Source organism: Clavibacter lycopersici (assembly GCF_003576405.1).
GTDB lineage: Bacteria > Actinomycetota > Actinomycetes > Actinomycetales > Microbacteriaceae > Clavibacter > Clavibacter lycopersici.
This window is the reverse complement of the sequence record NZ_QWGT01000041.1, coordinates 1-15,594: the sequence shown is the minus strand read 5'-3', so window position 1 is coordinate 15,594 and position 15,594 is coordinate 1. Positions and strand designations below refer to the sequence as shown.

The 15,594-nt window shown below is 71.8% G+C and carries 16 protein-coding genes and 1 tRNA gene; 13 read left to right on the top strand and 4 right to left on the bottom strand.

The window, feature by feature from the left end; all coding sequences use genetic code 11:
- From DZG00_RS04725 to secA, 3 genes are all read left to right on the top strand, one after another.
- A partial coding sequence (locus DZG00_RS04725; RefSeq protein WP_255414013.1) for a phosphoribosyltransferase family protein occupies nt 1-185 on the top strand: 185 nt, incomplete at its 5' end.
- A 154-nt stretch (nt 186-339) separates the two neighbouring features.
- On the top strand, nt 340-1,029 hold the full coding sequence (gene hpf, locus DZG00_RS04720) for a ribosome hibernation-promoting factor, HPF/YfiA family (RefSeq protein WP_119381554.1): 690 nt from the start codon (nt 340-342) through the stop codon (nt 1,027-1,029).
- Between the two features lie 199 nt (nt 1,030-1,228).
- Nucleotides 1,229-4,054, top strand: a complete 2,826-nt coding sequence (secA, locus tag DZG00_RS04715; protein WP_119381553.1) for a preprotein translocase subunit SecA — start codon at nt 1,229-1,231, stop codon at nt 4,052-4,054.
- Nucleotides 4,055-4,166: 112 nt separating this feature from the next.
- Here secA and DZG00_RS04710 read toward each other — a convergent pair whose 3' ends face one another.
- A complete protein-coding gene (locus tag DZG00_RS04710; RefSeq protein ID WP_119381552.1) occupies nt 4,167-4,754 on the bottom strand; it encodes an Rv3235 family protein in 588 nt (195 codons plus the stop codon).
- Nucleotides 4,755-4,961: 207 nt separating this feature from the next.
- Here DZG00_RS04710 and DZG00_RS04705 point away from each other — a divergent pair, with 207 nt between their 5' ends.
- The 4 genes from DZG00_RS04705 (at nt 4,962) to DZG00_RS04690 (ending at nt 9,427) form a co-directional block, all read left to right on the top strand.
- Nucleotides 4,962-5,570, top strand: a complete 609-nt coding sequence (locus DZG00_RS04705; protein WP_119381551.1) for a hypothetical protein — start codon at nt 4,962-4,964, stop codon at nt 5,568-5,570.
- A 69-nt stretch (nt 5,571-5,639) separates the two neighbouring features.
- Nucleotides 5,640-6,278, top strand: a complete 639-nt coding sequence (locus tag DZG00_RS04700; protein ID WP_119381556.1) for a hypothetical protein — start codon at nt 5,640-5,642, stop codon at nt 6,276-6,278.
- Nucleotides 6,279-6,280: 2 nt separating this feature from the next.
- Entirely contained in the window at nt 6,281-7,915 is a 1,635-nt protein-coding gene (locus tag DZG00_RS04695) for a CpaE/TadZ family protein (protein WP_199688901.1), read from the top strand.
- Nucleotides 7,916-7,924: 9 nt separating this feature from the next.
- Complete coding sequence (locus tag DZG00_RS04690; RefSeq protein WP_119381550.1) at nt 7,925-9,427, top strand: sensor histidine kinase; 1,503 nt, start codon at nt 7,925-7,927, stop codon at nt 9,425-9,427.
- Between the two features lie 100 nt (nt 9,428-9,527).
- On the opposite strand, the gene DZG00_RS04685 is transcribed toward DZG00_RS04690, so the two are convergent.
- A complete protein-coding gene (locus DZG00_RS04685) occupies nt 9,528-9,776 on the bottom strand; it encodes a WhiB family transcriptional regulator (protein ID WP_012037746.1) in 249 nt (82 codons plus the stop codon).
- Between the two features lie 311 nt (nt 9,777-10,087).
- Between DZG00_RS04685 and DZG00_RS04680 the strand changes: the two genes are divergently transcribed.
- Nucleotides 10,088-10,453 carry a hypothetical protein gene (locus tag DZG00_RS04680; RefSeq protein ID WP_233548884.1) on the top strand — a complete coding sequence of 122 codons (366 nt, stop codon included), beginning with the start codon at nt 10,088-10,090 and terminating at the stop codon, nt 10,451-10,453.
- 19 nt (nt 10,454-10,472) lie between these two features.
- Here the strand turns inward: DZG00_RS04680 and bcp are convergent, their stop codons facing one another.
- Nucleotides 10,473-10,952, bottom strand: a complete 480-nt coding sequence (bcp, locus tag DZG00_RS04675) for a thioredoxin-dependent thiol peroxidase (protein ID WP_119381548.1) — start codon at nt 10,950-10,952, stop codon at nt 10,473-10,475.
- A 154-nt stretch (nt 10,953-11,106) separates the two neighbouring features.
- On the opposite strand from bcp, the gene DZG00_RS04670 reads away from it, so the two are divergent.
- From DZG00_RS04670 to DZG00_RS04650, 5 genes are all read left to right on the top strand, one after another.
- Nucleotides 11,107-11,182, top strand: a tRNA-Lys gene (locus DZG00_RS04670).
- A 294-nt stretch (nt 11,183-11,476) separates the two neighbouring features.
- Nucleotides 11,477-11,980, top strand: a complete 504-nt coding sequence (locus DZG00_RS04665) for a CarD family transcriptional regulator (protein ID WP_086513778.1) — start codon at nt 11,477-11,479, stop codon at nt 11,978-11,980.
- 123 nt (nt 11,981-12,103) lie between these two features.
- Complete coding sequence (locus DZG00_RS04660) at nt 12,104-12,334, top strand: hypothetical protein (RefSeq protein ID WP_119381547.1); 231 nt, start codon at nt 12,104-12,106, stop codon at nt 12,332-12,334.
- A gap of 191 nt (nt 12,335-12,525) precedes the next feature.
- Nucleotides 12,526-13,347, top strand: a complete 822-nt coding sequence (locus DZG00_RS04655) for an HNH endonuclease family protein (RefSeq protein ID WP_119455417.1) — start codon at nt 12,526-12,528, stop codon at nt 13,345-13,347.
- A gap of 108 nt (nt 13,348-13,455) precedes the next feature.
- Nucleotides 13,456-13,836, top strand: a complete 381-nt coding sequence (locus DZG00_RS04650; protein WP_119455418.1) for a DUF3572 family protein — start codon at nt 13,456-13,458, stop codon at nt 13,834-13,836.
- A 7-nt stretch (nt 13,837-13,843) separates the two neighbouring features.
- Here the strand turns inward: DZG00_RS04650 and DZG00_RS04645 are convergent, their stop codons facing one another.
- Entirely contained in the window at nt 13,844-15,376 is a 1,533-nt protein-coding gene (locus tag DZG00_RS04645; RefSeq protein ID WP_119383182.1) for an amino acid permease, read from the bottom strand.
- Between the last annotated feature and the right edge of the window lie 218 nt (nt 15,377-15,594).

Below are 15,594 nucleotides of genomic sequence, written 5' to 3'. Positions count from 1 at the left end.
GCCTCACCGCGCGCGCCGACCTCGCCGGCCGGCGGATCCTCGTGGTCGACGACGTGCTCACCACCGGCGCCACCCTCCGCGAGACGTGCCGGGCCGTCCGCGCCGCAGGCGGCGAGGTCGTGGCGTGCGCGGTCCTCACGGCCGTCCCCGACCGCTCCCGCGGCGGCGGGGCACGCGCGAGATGACCCGCCCGTCGCTGCCTGTGCATGTCCGATGCGCTCGCCATCCACCTGCCGGATGCCTCGCGCAGGCAGGAGCCCGAGGTCTAGGCTCGCCCGAAAGGCGTGAAAGTGATCGCCCTCTTCCAGCGGGCGACGCGTCATGATCTGGAGGTACGTCATGGACATCAACATCACCGGCCGCAACGCGGAGATCACCGACCGATTCCGCGTGTACGCCACCGAGAAGGCCGACAAGATCGTCCAGCTCGCCGAGAAGTCCATCTCGCTCGACATCAAGGTCTCGCGGCACAGCGAGAAGTCCGGCGGGTCCGCCGGGGACGACCGCGTGGAGATCACGCTGGTGGGGCCCGGCCCCGTCATCCGCGCCGAGAGCAGCGCCGCCGACAAGTTCGCGGCCTTCGACCTCGCCATGGGCCGCATGCTCGAACGGCTGCGCCGGGCGAAGGACAAGAAGAAGATCCACCGCGGGAACCACCGCCCCGTGTCGCTCCACGAGGCGGCCACCGGGGGCTTCGCGCAGATCGACCTCGACCCGGCCGACGCCGAGCTCATCGAGCGCGTCAACGGGAAGAGCGTCGCACCCGTCGACCAGCCGGTGGACGAGGACGACTACTGCCCCGTGGTCATCCGCACCAAGGTGTTCCCGTCGCAGTCCATGACGGTCGACCAGGCCCTCGAGCACATGGAGCTCGTGGGCCACGACTTCTTCCTCTTCATCGACGCGGAGACCGACCGCCCGAGCGTCGTCTACCGCCGCAAGGGCTGGGACTACGGCGTCATCGGCCTGGCCGACGGAGAGCAGGAGCTCGCCGGCGCCGGCGCGGGATCCCGGTCGCTCCGCCGCTGACCCGCACCCTCCTCCGCGAGGCCCCGCGCGCTCCGGCGCGCGGGGCCTCGCCCGTCTTCCGGGTCCACGGGTCAGGGCGCTCCCGGGAAGGGCACCGGACGAGCCGGTACTATGGCGGAGCTCGTCGGCGGCGACATCCGCGCGCCGTCCAGGCGGTCGTCGTCATGCGGCGCCCGCCCATCTACGCAGGGAGACACCGATGGCCTCAGTACTCGAGAAGGTCCTTCGCGTCGGCGAGGGGCGCACGCTCCGCAAGCTGCAGAACTACGCGAAGGCGGTGAACCAGCTCGAGGAGGACTTCACGCACCTCACCGACGAGGAGCTGAAGAACGAGACCGTCGAGCTGCGCGAGCGCCACGCCAACGGCGAGTCCCTCGACGACCTGCTGCCCGAGGCGTTCGCCGCCGTCCGCGAGGCGTCGCGCCGCACCCTCGGCCTCCGTCACTTCGACGTCCAGATCATGGGCGGCGCCGCCCTCCACCTCGGCAACATCGCCGAGATGAAGACGGGCGAGGGCAAGACCCTCGTCGCCACGCTGCCCGCGTACCTCAACGCCATCGCCTCGCGCGGCGTGCACGTCATCACGGTCAACGACTACCTCGCGAGCTACCAGAGCGAGCTCATGGGCCGCGTCTTCCGCGCCCTCGGCATGACCACGGGCGTGATCCTCGCGGGCCAGACCCCGCAGCAGCGCCGCGAGCAGTACGCCGCCGACATCACGTACGGCACCAACAACGAGTTCGGCTTCGACTACCTGCGCGACAACATGGCGTGGCAGGCCTCCGACATGGTGCAGCGCGGCCACTTCTTCGCGGTGGTCGACGAGGTGGACTCGATCCTCATCGACGAGGCCCGCACGCCGCTCATCATCTCGGGCCCGTCCGCCGGCGACGCGAACCGGTGGTTCACCGAGTTCGCGACCGTCGCCAAGCGCCTCGTCCCCGACGTCGACTACGAGGTCGACGAGAAGAAGCGCACCGTCGGCGTCCTCGAGGCCGGCATCGAGAAGGTGGAGGACCACCTCGGCATCGACAACCTCTACGAGTCCGCGAACACCCCGCTCATCTCGTTCCTCAACAACTCGATCAAGGCCAAGGCCCTGTTCAAGAAGGACAAGGACTACGTCGTCATGAACGGCGAGGTCCTCATCGTCGACGAGCACACCGGCCGCATCCTCATGGGCCGCCGCTACAACGAGGGCATCCACCAGGCCATCGAGGCGAAGGAGGGCGTCGCGGTCAAGGCCGAGAACCAGACCCTCGCCACCGTCACGCTGCAGAACTACTTCCGCCTCTACAAGAAGCTCTCCGGCATGACGGGTACGGCTGAGACCGAGGCCGCCGAGTTCATGAGCACCTACAAGCTCGGCGTCGTCCCGATCCCCACGAACCGGCCCATGCAGCGCAAGGACCAGTCCGACCTCATCTACAAGAACGAGAAGGCGAAGTTCGAGCAGGTCGTCGAGGACATCGCGGAGCGCCACGCGGCCGGCCAGCCCGTGCTCGTCGGCACCACGAGCGTCGAGAAGAGCGAGTACCTCTCCAAGCTCCTCGCCAAGAAGGGCGTCCGCCACGAGGTCCTCAACGCGAAGAACCACGCGCGCGAGGCGGCCATCGTCGCTCAGGCCGGTCGCCTCGGATCCGTCACGGTCGCCACCAACATGGCCGGCCGCGGCACCGACATCATGCTCGGCGGCAACGCCGAGTTCCTCGCGGTCGCCGCCATGAACGCGCGCGGCCTCAGCCCCGTCGAGACCCCCGAGCAGTACGAGACCGAGTGGGACGACGTGTTCGCGAAGGTCAAGGCGGAGGTCGACGAGGAGGCGGCGAAGGTCATCGACGCCGGCGGACTGTACGTCCTCGGCACCGAGCGCCACGAGTCGCGCCGCATCGACAACCAGCTGCGCGGTCGCTCCGGCCGCCAGGGCGATCCCGGCGAGAGCCGCTTCTACCTGTCGCTCACCGACGACCTCATGCGCCTGTTCAACAACGGCGCCGCCGCGAGCCTCATGGGCCGCGACAGCGTCCCGGACGACGTGGCCATCGAGTCGAAGGTCGTCAGCCGGGCGATCCGCAGCGCCCAGGGCCAGGTCGAGGCGCGCAACGCCGAGATCCGCAAGAACGTCCTCAAGTACGACGACGTCCTCAACCGCCAGCGCGAGGCCATCTACGGCGACCGCCGCCACATCCTCGAGGGCGACGACCTGCAGGAGCGCTCGCAGCGCTTCCTCGAGGCCGTCATCGACGACGTGCTCGACTCGCACATCGGCGAGGGCAACGGCGACGACTGGGACTTCGACGCCCTCTGGACCGAGCTCAAGACGCTGTACCCGATCTCCATCACGATCGACGAGGTCATCACGGAGGCCGGCAGCAAGGGCCGGGTCAACCGCGACTTCGTGCGGCGCGAGATCCTCTCGGACGCCAAGCTCGCCTACTCCAAGCGCGAGGAGCAGCTGGGCGAGGCGGCCATGCGCGAGCTCGAGCGTCGTGTGGTCCTCTCGGTCATCGACCGCCGCTGGCGCGAGCACCTCTACGAGATGGACTACCTCAAGGACGGCATCGGCCTGCGCGCCATGGCCCAGCGCGACCCGCTGGTCGAGTACCAGCGCGAGGGCTTCGCGCTCTTCCAACAGATGATGGGCGCCATCCGCGAGGAGACGGTCGGCTTCCTGTTCAACCTGGAGGTCGAGGTGCAGGCTCCGGCCGACGCCGAGTCCGTGGGCCCGCGCATCCAGGCGAAGGGCCTCGCCGCCAACCAGGCGACGGCGGACAAGCTCCGCTACACCGCTCCGACGGACGACGGTGGCGTCGAGGTCCGCAACCAGCGCGGGCAGATCGAGAAGGCGGCGACCGCCAAGGCGCGGAAGGACCAGCAGGCGGAGGACGCCGTGCTCGTCGGCGAGGACGAGCCGGAGACCCCGCAGGGCCCGCCCGCCCGTGGCGCCTTCGGCCAGCCCACCGGCGCCGCGGCAGCCGCCCCCCAGAACCGCGAGGAGCGCCGCAAGGCCGATCGACGCAAGTAGGGATCATCCGCGTCGGCGGGCTTCCCGCCGACACGGGTCGCGCACGGACGCCGGGCGCACGACGAAGGGCGCACCTCCCTCGGGAGGTGCGCCCTTCGTGGTGGAGCGGCGTCTACAGGACGTTGATGGCCGTGGCGCGCCAGCGCCGATCCAGACCCTCGAGCCGGATGGCCACGGCCCGGGCTCGCGCCCGCCCGTGCACGACGATGACGGCCTCGATGACCCCGTCGCGGGGTGAGAACGACGTGACCGTGCCGATGGTGAACACCGGCCGGGTCACCGACTGCCCCTTGGTGCGCCGGGCGCGAGCGCTGAGGACCACGCGCTTGAGGAGGTGGCGGTAGACGTCGTCGCTGACCCAGCGCGCGATCTGGTCGAGCTCGCGGGCTCCCGCGAGGATCTCGATGACGCAGCGGGTGAGGTTCTCGAGCAGCGGGCCGGATGGGGGGAGGTCCTGGCTGCTGCAGGGCTGGCGGCCGAAGAAGTCGTCGACGTCGAAGCGCTTGCGGACAGTGCCCCGGACGGTCGCGGTCGGGGCGGGGGCCGCCGTGGACGACGATCCGGTCGCCGCGCTCGACCCCGACGATGGCGCGGAGGCGGGCTTCCGGCCACCGGACCGGCGCGTCGGCGCCCCCTCGGCATCCCCGGCGACGGTGCTCCGGCGGTCGGGGAGATCCTCCCGCGGCACTGCTTCACTCATGCGTCACTCCCATCCCGGTGCTCCCCCCCGATCGGGGGACCACGATGACTGGTCAACTGTGACAGCGCGAGAGGCTCGGCGCACGTCCAGCGCACAACATGTGGAGAACTGAGAGCGGATGTCAAGGAAGGGACCCAAGGTGACCGGGATGTCCGAGCCGTCGCCGCTGCCACCCTGTCCGCCCCGGATCCCGCGGATCGGCGCCCGATGAGGTGGGAGAACCTCTTCGACGACCTCGAGGGCCAGTGGGAGACCGCGCGGCTCGCCGAGGAGCGCGACCAGCGCGCCGAGGAGGAGCGCGTCCGGGTCGCGCGCACCGTCATGCGCGACCGGCTCCGCGCCCTCACCGCGTCCGGTCAGGCACGGGCGCTGCGGCTGTCGCTGTCGGACGGCACCTGGATCGACCTCCGCGCGAAGGTGCTCGGACGCGACTGGATGTCAGGGGACCTCGTCGTCCCGGGCGAGGAGGAGGCGTCGCGAGAGGAGCGGGCGTGCATCCTGCCGTTGGCCTCGATCCACGCGATCGCCCTGGACAGGGAGCAGGTGCGGTCGAGCCTGGCTCCCGTCTCCGAGCTCCCGCCCGAGCGCGGCATCGTCGACCGGATCGGGCTGCCCTTCGTCCTCCGCGACCTCTGCCGCCGCCGCGCGCGCGTCGAGCTGCGGCTCCAGGACACCGTCGTCGGCGGCACGCTGGATCGCGTCGCCCGCGACCACGTCGACGTCGCGGTCCACGAGGCGGGCCTGCCGCGTCGGGAGTCCGCCGTCTCCGGGTACCGGCTCGTGCCCCTCGCGGGCATCGTCCTCGTGCGCGTCTGATCGTCCGCGTCGCGGCAGCATGTGGACAACCCGCGACGCCGGTCCACGCCGTCCCCGACATTGACCGGCATGCCTCCCACCCCACGTCCTGCGCGTCCGGCGCGCCGTCCTGTCTGGCTGGATCCCCGCTTCGTCGTCGGGCTCGTCCTGGTGCTCGTGTCCACGGGCGGCGTCGTGGCGCTGCTGCGTTCCGCGGACTCCACGGTGGTCGTCATGGCCGCCGGTTCCGCCCTCGACGCGGGGAGCACGGTCCACGCCTCCGACCTCGTGCCCGTGCGGGTGCGCATCGACGGGGCGGCCGACCTCTACGTCTCCCCGGATTCCGCTGACGGCCTGGTGGTCACGCGCTTCGTGGGCGCGGGGGAGCTGGTCCCGAGGTCATCGCTCTCCTCGGCGGAGGCGCGCACCACGGCATCCGTCGTCATCCCCACCTCCGCGGGCGTCGACCACCTCGTGTCCGCCGGGACCGTCGTCGACATCTGGGCGGCAGCGGCAAAGGGCTCGGGCACGAACGCCTACGACGCACCGCGCGTCATCGTCTCGGGGGCCACCGTCGCGCAGGTGATCCGGCCCGAGGGCTTCGTCGCGGACCAGGACCGCGTGCAGGTTCAGCTGACGGTCCCTCGTCAGGATGTCGCGGCGGTCCTCGCGTCGACGGACGCGCGCGACCAGATCACGCTCGTGCCCGTCGGCGACGCGGGGGCCTGAGCGTGGCGTCCCTCGTCCTCGCCCTGCCGCCGCGCGTGGAGGACGCGCTCCTGCGTGACATCGTCGATGCCGGTCACGCGGTCCTGGCACGCGTCACCGGCGCGGCCGAGGTGATCGCGGCGGTGCAGGCGGCCACGGTCGATCCCCTGCACCTGGTCATCGCCGCCTCCGCGGCGACGCTCGACCGCGACGTGCTGGCGGCGCTCGACGAGCGGGGCGCGCGAGCGGTCGCCGTCGCGTCGAGCGAGGCCGACCGTCGGAACGCGCAGTCGCTCGGACACCATGAGGTCGTGGACGAGGGGGCCACCTGGCGCGAGATCGAGGAGCTGCTCCTCGCGGCGCGTCCGATGGGGGTCGTCGGCGGCCTGGCGTCCGGTGTCCGGCGCGCCGATGCCGTCGCGGCGCACCTGGAGGTCGGCCCTCCGGAGCACGGCGTCCCGGGCGACCGGCCGGACCGGGCCCGTATCCCGCAGGCCGCCACGCGACGGGCGACGCGGGGGCCCGGTCACGACGATGAGGCCCCCGGCGGCTGGAGCGGACCGGACGGCTCCTCGCGCCCCGCGGCGAGCGCGTGGTCCGCCAGGAGCTCGCGGAAGATGACGGGACCCAGCCGCCGCGACCGGTCGCTCCTCGGACGCCTCGGGCTCGTGCGTCGTCCGCGCGTTCCGGCTCCGGTGGTCCGGGAACGGGAGCGGGAGCGGGAGCGGGACGAGGCCACCGGCACGGGCGGACGGGAGACGGTGGGCCGCGTGATCGCCGTATGGGGCCCGCAGGGAGCTCCGGGGCGGACCACCACGGCCCTGGCGATCGCCGGCGAGGTCGCGGCGGCGGGTCGATCCGCCGTGCTCGTCGATGCGGACGTCCACGGCGGCACGGTGGCCGCCACCCTGGGCCTGCTGGACGAGGCTCCTGGCTTCGCCGCGGCCTGCCGCCTCGCCGCCGCCGACAGCCTCACGGTGGAGGAGCTGGATCGGATCGCCCAGCACCACCCGTCCACGCGGGCCCCCGGGTTCTCGGTGCTCACGGGCATCTCGCGGCCGGACAGGTGGCCGGAGCTCGCCGAGGGACGCGTGTCCGCAGTGCTGCAGGCCTGCCGGGTCTGGCGCGACTACACGGTGGTCGATGCCTCGTTCAACCTCGAGGACGACGAGGAGATCTCGAGCGACATGTTCGCACCCCGCCGCAACGCGGCGACGCACGCGGTGCTGCGCGGCGCGGACCACGTCGTCGCCGTCGTCGCCGCGGACACGGTGGGCCTCTCCCGCTTCTTCCGCGCCTACGTGCAGCTCCTCGAGATCGTCGACCCGTCGCGGGTGTCCGTGCTCGTCAACCGGGTCCGCCCCAGCGCCGGCGGCTGGGACGCCGCCGGGCAGGTGCGCCGCACCCTCTTCCGGTTCGGGAGCGTGGAGGCAGCGGCGTACGTGCCCGAGGACCGGGAGTCGCTCGACGCCGCCGTGCTCGCGGGGGCGACGCTGCGCGACATCGCCCCGCGATCGCCCGCGCTCGTCGAGTGGTCGCGGTTCACCCGCACGACGCTCCTGCCTCCCGAGGACGCGCCCCGCAGGGCGCGTCGTGTCGCCGGATCCCGCCGTCGAGGTGCCGATCCGGCGGGGGAGGAGCGCGCCCGGCCCGCCTAGGCTGTAGACGTGTCCACGCTCAGCGATCTCGTGCATGCCCAGGGTCTGTCCTCCGACGCCGACGTCGAGTGGCTGCACCTCCTCGTCGGCGACTGGCAGCTCCTCGCCGACCTCGCGTTCGCGGACATCGTGCTGTGGGTCCCCACCGTGAGCGGCAGCTTCGTCGCGGTCGCCCATGCCCGGCCGTCGAGCTCGGCCACGCTGTTCTACCGCGACTTCGTCGGCCAGCCGATCAAGGCGGAGTGGCGCAAGCAGGTCACGGACGCCCACGAGACCGCCCGCATCATCGACTCGTCGGCGCCCGACTGGTACGAGGAGACGCCGACCCGCGTGCGCGCCGTCCCGGTGCTGCGCCGCCTCGCGCAGGGCAGCCCCGAGACCACCGACACGCCCATCGCCGTCATCACGCGGCACACCAACCTCAGCGAGACGCGGACGCCGAGCCGCCAGGAGCTGACGTTCAACGAGTGCGCCAACGACCTGTTCGCGATGATCGCGGACGGCGACTTCCCCGACCTCGGCTCCCCGACCGGCCCCCGCCGCGGGGCGCCCCGCGCATCCGACGGCCTGCTCCGCCTCGACGTGGACGGCATCACGACCTTCGCGAGCCCCAACGCCCTGAGCGCGTTCAACCGCATGGGCTTCTCCGAGGAGCTCGAGGGGGAGTCGCTCGCCGACGCCACGTCCAGCCTCCTCACCGGCAAGCGGCTGACCGTCGACGAGTCGCTGCCGCTCATCGTCGCCGGTCGCGCACCCTGGCGCACGGACATCGAGTCCCGCGGCGTCACCGTCTCGCTCCGCGCCATCCCGATCCGCAGCCACGGCGAGCGGGTCGGCGCCGTCGTCCTCTGCCGTGACGTGACGGAGCTGCGCCACCAGGAGCGCGAGCTGATCACCAAGGACGCGACCATCCGCGAGATCCACCACCGGGTCAAGAACAACCTGCAGACCGTCGCGAGCCTGCTCCGGATCCAAGCCCGCCGCTCGCACACGGAGGAGGCGCGCGAGGCGCTCGGCCATGCGCAGCGCCGGGTGGGCGCCATCGCCGTCGTGCACGACACGCTCAGCGAGGGGCTCAACCAGAACGTCGACTTCGACGCGGTGTTCGACCGCGTGCTGCTCCTCATCGCCGAGGTCGCGTCCGCGCACAACACGCGCGTGCACCCGAAGATCCTCGGCAGCTTCGGCGTGCTGCCGAGCGCCTACGCGACGCCGCTCGCCCTCGCGCTCACCGAGCTCGTCACCAACGCGGTCGAGCACGGGCTGGCGGGGCGATCGGGCGAGGTCGCCATCGAGGCCGCGCGCACCGAGGAGACGCTCACCGTCAGCGTCCGCGACGACGGCGTGGGGCTGCCCGAGGGCAAGGTCGGCACGGGGCTGGGGACGCAGATCGTGCGCACGCTCATCCAGGGGGAGCTCGGCGGGACGATCGACTGGCACACGCTCATGGGCAGCGGGACCGAGGTGACCATCGAGGTGCCGCTGCGCTGGCTGGCGCCCGTCACGACCTGAGCCCGATCATCGGCGGTGCGGCCGGGGACGCCGCGGACGACGAGAGCCGGGCTGCCCGTGGGCGGCCCGGCTCTCGTCGGTGGTGCGTGCTTCGATGGTGTCAGCTGGCGCGGCGGGCGCGCGCGGCGCGGCGCTTGAGGGCGCGGCGCTCGTCCTCGCTGAGCCCGCCCCAGACACCCGAGTCCTGGCCGGTCTCGAGCGCGTACTGCAGGCACATCTCGGTGACGGAGCAGCGACCGCAGACGGCCTTGGCCTTGTCGATCTGGTCCACGGCCGGGCCGGTGTTCCCCACGGGGAAGAACAGCTCGGGGTCCACAGTCAGGCAGGCTGCCTTGTCACGCCAGTCCATAGGGGTGCTCCTCAGGTCGGTACTCGTTGCACGGCGGATCTGCCGCGGGATGGGGGTGGGGCGAGGCGTCCGGGAACCGCATCGGGACGGGGCACGTGGCCCCTCCTCGTGAGATGCTCAGCTTCGGGAATGCGTCCCTTGTAAGCTCGGTTCCGGATCTGCTCACCACCCTGTGAACGAACTCGACCTCGAATATCGTCGCATAGAGCCAACGATCAATCAATAGCTTTGTATGGGAACGTGCTGTGACCGGAACCGGTGATGCCCTCGATCCGCGTGATCCCGCGGGAGCGTCCCGACGATCTCCGGCGGTGATCCTCCTCACCGTGCTCGTGGGCCTCGAGGCGCTGGGCATGGCGGGGGTCACGGCCCTGCTCGTCGTCGACCTGCTGACCTCGACGCCCTCGTCGCTGGCCAGCGCCGTCGCGCTCATCGCCCTGGCAGCCCTCGCCGCGGTCTTCCTGGGCGCCGTCGTGCGCGGGATCCTGCAGGGCCGGAGCTGGGTGCGGCCCGCGGCCGTCACATGGCAGGTGCTGCAGATCGCGGTCGGCGTGGGCAGCCTGCAGGGCGTCGACGCCCGTCAGGACCTCGGCTGGGGCCTGATCGTCCCCTCGGCGGTCGTGCTGGTGCTGCTGTTCACCCGATCGGTGCTCCTCGCCACGCGCCGACGCGACTGAACGCCGGCGCGCGCGTGCCTCAGGCGTCGACGCCGAGCTTCTTGCGCAGCGACGCCACGTGCCCCGTCGCCTTGACGTTGTAGAGCGGGAGGGCGACGCGGCCATCGCCGTCGACGACGACCGTGGAGCGGATCACGCCGGTGACCTTCTTGCCGTAGAGCGACTTCTCCCCGTACGCGGCGTAGGCGCGGTGCACCTCGAGGTCGGGGTCCGACAGGAGCGTGAAGCCGAGGCCCTGCTCCTCGCGGAAGCGGGCGAGGTCCTCCTGCGGGTCCTTCGAGATCCCGAGCACTCGATATCCGGCGGCCTGCAGGGAGTCCATGCTGTCGCGGAAGTCGCACGCCTGGGTGGTGCAGCCGGGGGTGCCGGCGGCGGGGTAGAAGTACACGATGACGTCCTGCCCGCGGAGGTCCGACAGGGTGACGGGCGAGCCGTCCTGGTCGGGGAGGGTGAAGTCGGGGGCGGTCTGCCCCTTCTCGAGGCGGGCGGTCTCGGTCATGGGGGAGCCTCTCGTTCGCGGGTGTCGACGTCCATGGTAGGGCCGCGCTCCCGATGCCCTGCCGGACGCTCCACGGCCTCGATTCGCGTCCGCCCGCGACGTGGTGCTAGTGTCATCTCTCGGTCCGGTACCCCGCACGACAGGGTCCTCACCTGCACCTCTAGCTCAATTGGCAGAGCAACTGACTCTTAATCAGTGGGTTCTCGGTTCAAGTCCGAGGGGGTGCACCACACGCTCCGCATGCGGGGCAGCTCGTACCCGGTTCGTTGCATCGACGCTCGTCCGACCTCCCGTCGAGCGCGTCGATGCGAGCGGGAGAACCGTGAGAGAATACCGGTCGGACCATCACCGCGGACGCCCCTAGCAGAGCGCCGCGGCGGCCGGTGATCTCGGTGCACCGGCCACGCACCACGGCCACGCCCACGGCGTGCGTCACGGTGCGGGACGCCGGCGCCCACGCGGCATTCCACGCGCGTGCGCGACATCTCCGGCACACATCTCGAGGGATCGAAGGACAGCACTACATGATTTTCGAAGTAGGGGAGACCGTCGTGTACCCCCACCACGGCGCAGCCACGATCACCGCGGTCAAGACCCGCACCATCAAGGGGGTCGACAAGAAGTACATCACCCTCCAGATCCACCAGAGCGAGCTGGTCATCGACGTGCCCGTCGACAACGCCGAGCTCGTCGGCCTGCGCGACGTCATCGACAGCTCCGGCGTCGAGGCCGTGTTCGACGTGCTCCGCGGCGACGTCGAGGAGGAGGCAGGCAACTGGTCGCGCCGCTTCAAGGCCAACACCGAGAAGATGGGCTCCGGAGACGTGCGCCGCGTCAGCGAGGTCGTCCGCGACCTCTGGCGCCGCGACCAGGACTCGGGCGTCTCCGCCGGCGAGAAGCGCATGCTCGCGAAGGCCCGCCAGATCCTCGTGTCCGAGCTCGCTCTCGCGCAGAAGTCCACCGACGAGGAGGCGTCCGTCGTCCTCGACGGCGTCCTCGCGCAGAGCATCTCGGCCTCGCCCGCCTGACCCACCGCACGCGTCCGCCGGGACGCACCTCCGCCGACGGGCGGTCCCTCGACCACGGGGGACCGCCCGTCGGCGCATCCGGGCGTCCGTCGACCGACGCAGCGACCGGCGTAGGGTGCGAGCATGCGCGATCACCCCGAACGACCCGACCACGACGGCCCCCTCGAGCAGAACCCGCTCCAGCCCGCGCGAGGCGGCCTGCGGATCTGGATCTACGTGATCGCCGCGGTCGTGGTCATCACCGTGATCGCCTTCGCGCTCGTGCGCTTCGCCACCGCCGGCCAGAACACGCCAGGGCCCTCGTCGCTCGGCGAGGTCGTCGACGTGATCGCGGCGGCGCGCCTCCTGATCTGACCCTCGTCCGAGGACCTCGGGGGCGATGGGCCCTCGAGGCTCGAGGCTCGACGGTCGGCGGTAGAGCCCTCCCCATCCCGGCCGTGCGCTCCCGTTCCAGGTCGACGCTCCGCGGCGGCGGCTGTGGGACGAGGATCGTGTAGTCCTGCACCTCGGGACGGCGGCTGCGTGCCTCCCGGGACGGGAGCGCGATGGACCGGCGGCGAGCGGGAGGCCGTGCCGCTGCGGTGCTGCGCGACGAGCTCGCGGGGATCCTGGCCAGACGGCTTGACGCCGTGCGGCTCCTCCTGGCGGTGGTCGCGGTCGCGGTCATCGGGATCGCGGTGGCGGTCGGGGCGCGCGAGGCGCTCCTCGGGCCGGACTCCGGTGGCGGGCGCCTCACCGCCGACGTTCCCGACGGCGCCGTCGCCCGCACGCTCGCCCGGGCTGGGCTCGTGCGCGAGGGGCGCATCGACGTGGCGGCCGCACGCGCGATGACCGCCGCCATCCCCGCCGACGGGCGGGAGCGGCACCCGCGCTACGACCGCGATGCGTTCGGGCCCGCTTGGGCCGACACCGACGGGAACGGCTGCGACCAGCGCGACGACGCGCTCGTCCGCGACCTCGCCCGTGTGGCGTTCTCCCCGTCCGACCCGGAGTGCACGGTGGTCGCCGGGCACCTCGACGACGTCTACACGGGGCGCGGCATCGACTTCGCACGCGGCCCCCGGACGAGCGCGGCCGTGCAGATCGACCACCTCGTGCCGCTGTCCTGGGCGTGGCAGCACGGGGCATGGTCGTGGTCCGACGAGCGCCGCGAGCGGCTCGCGACCGACCTCGACGAGCTGCAGGCGGTAGACGGCCCGACCAACCAGGTGAAGTCGGACCAGGGGCCGGGCACGTGGCTCCCGCCGGACGCGGCCTACCGGTGCCTCTACGTCACGCGCTTCGCGTTCGTCGTGAGCAGGTACGGGATGTCCATCGACGACGCGGACCGGACGGTGATCGACCGCGTCCTCGGCGCCTGCTCGTGAGGGGCGGCCGACCGTGCGGCGTCGGTGCGCGCGCGTACGCTCGGCTCGACGCGGCCGGGCGTCGGCGCGGGCGTGGGGTCCGCGTCGGACGGACCCGAGGAGATCCGCATGTGGAGCAAGCAGAGCGGCGACGCGACCGGGGCGATCAGCCCGGTGCCGCAGCATCCGCACGCCCATCCCGTGCGCGGAGCGTGGCTCGTGCGCGTCGGCGACGGGCCCGCCCTCGGCTGGGTGCTGCGCCACCGGGACGACCTCGCGGCCCCCTTCACCTACGAGGTCTACGCCTGCGGGCTCGGATCCGACGGGCTGCGGGTGTGGGTCGCGCGGCGCGACAGCCTGAACGCGGCCGTCGCGTGGGTCATGCAGCACGACGCCGAGCTGATGGCGTTCGCGCGGCGGCTGCGGCCGGATCCGTCGCAGCCCGCCGCCCCGGTCGACGCGGACGCCGCCGCCCCCGTCGTCGGGGACGACGGCGTCGGGACGGGCTGAGGGTCGGTCAGCGCTTCCGCTGGTCGGCCGCGTCCCGGCCGGTGACGGGGAACGGCCCGGTGATGCCCTCGCGCACGCGGGCGATCTCGAGGATCCGGTCGCGCTGGAGGTACCAGCCCACGACGAGCAGCGGGATGATCACGACGAGGGACGCGATGGTGAGCGTGCCGATCGGCCAGTCGAAGGCCATCAGCACGAGCACGCTGACCAGGAACGCGAGCGTCAGCCACGACGTCACCGGTGCGCCCGGCAGGCGGAACGTCGGCTCCTTCGCCTTGCCCTGCCTCGCCCAGGCGCGCAGGCGCATCTGGCACAGGATGATGGTCGCCCAGCCCGCCACGATGCCGAGCGCCGCGACGTTGAGCACGATCTCGAAGGCCTGCTCGGGTACGACGGCATTGAGGCCGACGCCGAGCAGCGTGATGGAGCCGGTGAGCATGATCCCGCCGAAGGGCACGCCGCCCTTCGACATGACGGTCGTGAACCTCGGGGCCGATCCGTTCATGCCCATGGAGTGGAGCACGCGGCCCGTGCTGTAGAGGCCCGCGTTGAGGCTCGACATGGCGGCCGTGAGCACGACGAAGTTCATGACGGATCCGGCGATGGCGCCCACCTCGGGCGACCCGAGGCTGGAGAAGAAGGTGACGAAGGGGCTCTGGTCGGCGCTGTACGCCGTGTAGGGGAGCAGGAGCGAGAGCAGCACGATGGATCCGACGTAGAAGACCGCGATGCGGAACACGACCGAGTTGATGGCGCGGGGGATGACCTTCTCCACGTCCTGGGTCTCGCCGCTCGCGGTGCCGACGAGCTCGATGGCGGCGTACGCGAAGACGACGCCCTGCACGACCAGCACCACGGGGACGAGGCCCTGCGGGAAGACGCCGCCGTTCTGCTGGAGCACCGTCCACCCGGTCTGGACCTCGGCGCCGCCCACCGTGACGGGGAAGCTCCAGGCCAGCCAGACGATGCCGACGATGAGGAAGACCACGAGGGCCGCGACCTTCACGAGCGCGAACCAGAACTCCATCTCCCCGAACACCTTCACCGCGACGAGGTTCAGGGCGAGGACGACCGCCAGGGCGATGAGGGCCAGCAGCCACTGCGGTGCCGCGGTGAACGCCGACCAGTAGTGCATGTACAGCGCCACGGCGGTCACGTCGACGATCGCGGTGGTCGCCCAGTTGAGGAAGTACATCCAGCCTGCCGCGTAGGCGAACTTCTCGCCGTAGAACTCGCGGGCGTAGGAGATGAAGGATCCGGAGCTCGGGCGGTGCAGCACCAGCTCGCCGAGCGCCCGGAGGATGAAGAAGGCGAAGACGCCGCAGACCAGGAAGACGATCGCGAGGGCGGGGCCCGCGGAGGCGAGGCGGCCGCCTGCGCCGAGGAAGAGACCGGTGCCGATCGCGCCGCCGATGGCGATCATCTGCAGCTGGCGGGGTTTGAGTCCGTGCTGGTAGCCCTCCTGCTCGTGGCTGAAGTCCTGGGCCACGAACTCCGGGTCGGGCGTGACGGTGCTGCGGTGGGTCTCGCTTCGTGTCATCCGAATACGGTAGTACCGCGGGACATCCGCCCAGACACCCGCGTCGACCGACTTCCGCGGGGCAGAGCATCTGTGATAAGCGCCGAGGAGGCCCGCATGGCCCGCACGCACCGACCCGCCCGCGATCGGATCCTGCGTGCGGGTCATCGGTCGGCCTTCCCGTCGCCGGACAGCAGGAGGTAGAGGACGGCCATGCGCACCGAGACGCCGTTGGCGAC

Coding starts and splice junctions, on each gene's coding strand:
- bcp (WP_119381548.1), bottom strand. CDS start 10,952: ATGACCGAGACCGCCCGCCTCGAGAAGGGGCAGACCGCCCCCGACTTC.
- DZG00_RS04655 (WP_119455417.1), top strand. CDS start 12,526: ATGGACCGGCGGCGAGCGGGAGGCCGTGCCGCTGCGGTGCTGCGCGAC.
- DZG00_RS04705 (WP_119381551.1), top strand. CDS start 4,962: ATGAGGTGGGAGAACCTCTTCGACGACCTCGAGGGCCAGTGGGAGACC.
- secA (WP_119381553.1), top strand. CDS start 1,229: ATGGCCTCAGTACTCGAGAAGGTCCTTCGCGTCGGCGAGGGGCGCACG.
- DZG00_RS04685 (WP_012037746.1), bottom strand. CDS start 9,776: ATGGACTGGCGTGACAAGGCAGCCTGCCTGACTGTGGACCCCGAGCTG.
- DZG00_RS04710 (WP_119381552.1), bottom strand. CDS start 4,754: ATGAGTGAAGCAGTGCCGCGGGAGGATCTCCCCGACCGCCGGAGCACC.
- DZG00_RS04660 (WP_119381547.1), top strand. CDS start 12,104: ATGCGCGATCACCCCGAACGACCCGACCACGACGGCCCCCTCGAGCAG.
- DZG00_RS04665 (WP_086513778.1), top strand. CDS start 11,477: ATGATTTTCGAAGTAGGGGAGACCGTCGTGTACCCCCACCACGGCGCA.
- DZG00_RS04645 (WP_119383182.1), bottom strand. CDS start 15,376: ATGACACGAAGCGAGACCCACCGCAGCACCGTCACGCCCGACCCGGAG.
- DZG00_RS04650 (WP_119455418.1), top strand. CDS start 13,456: ATGTGGAGCAAGCAGAGCGGCGACGCGACCGGGGCGATCAGCCCGGTG.
- DZG00_RS04700 (WP_119381556.1), top strand. CDS start 5,640: ATGCCTCCCACCCCACGTCCTGCGCGTCCGGCGCGCCGTCCTGTCTGG.
- hpf (WP_119381554.1), top strand. CDS start 340: ATGGACATCAACATCACCGGCCGCAACGCGGAGATCACCGACCGATTC.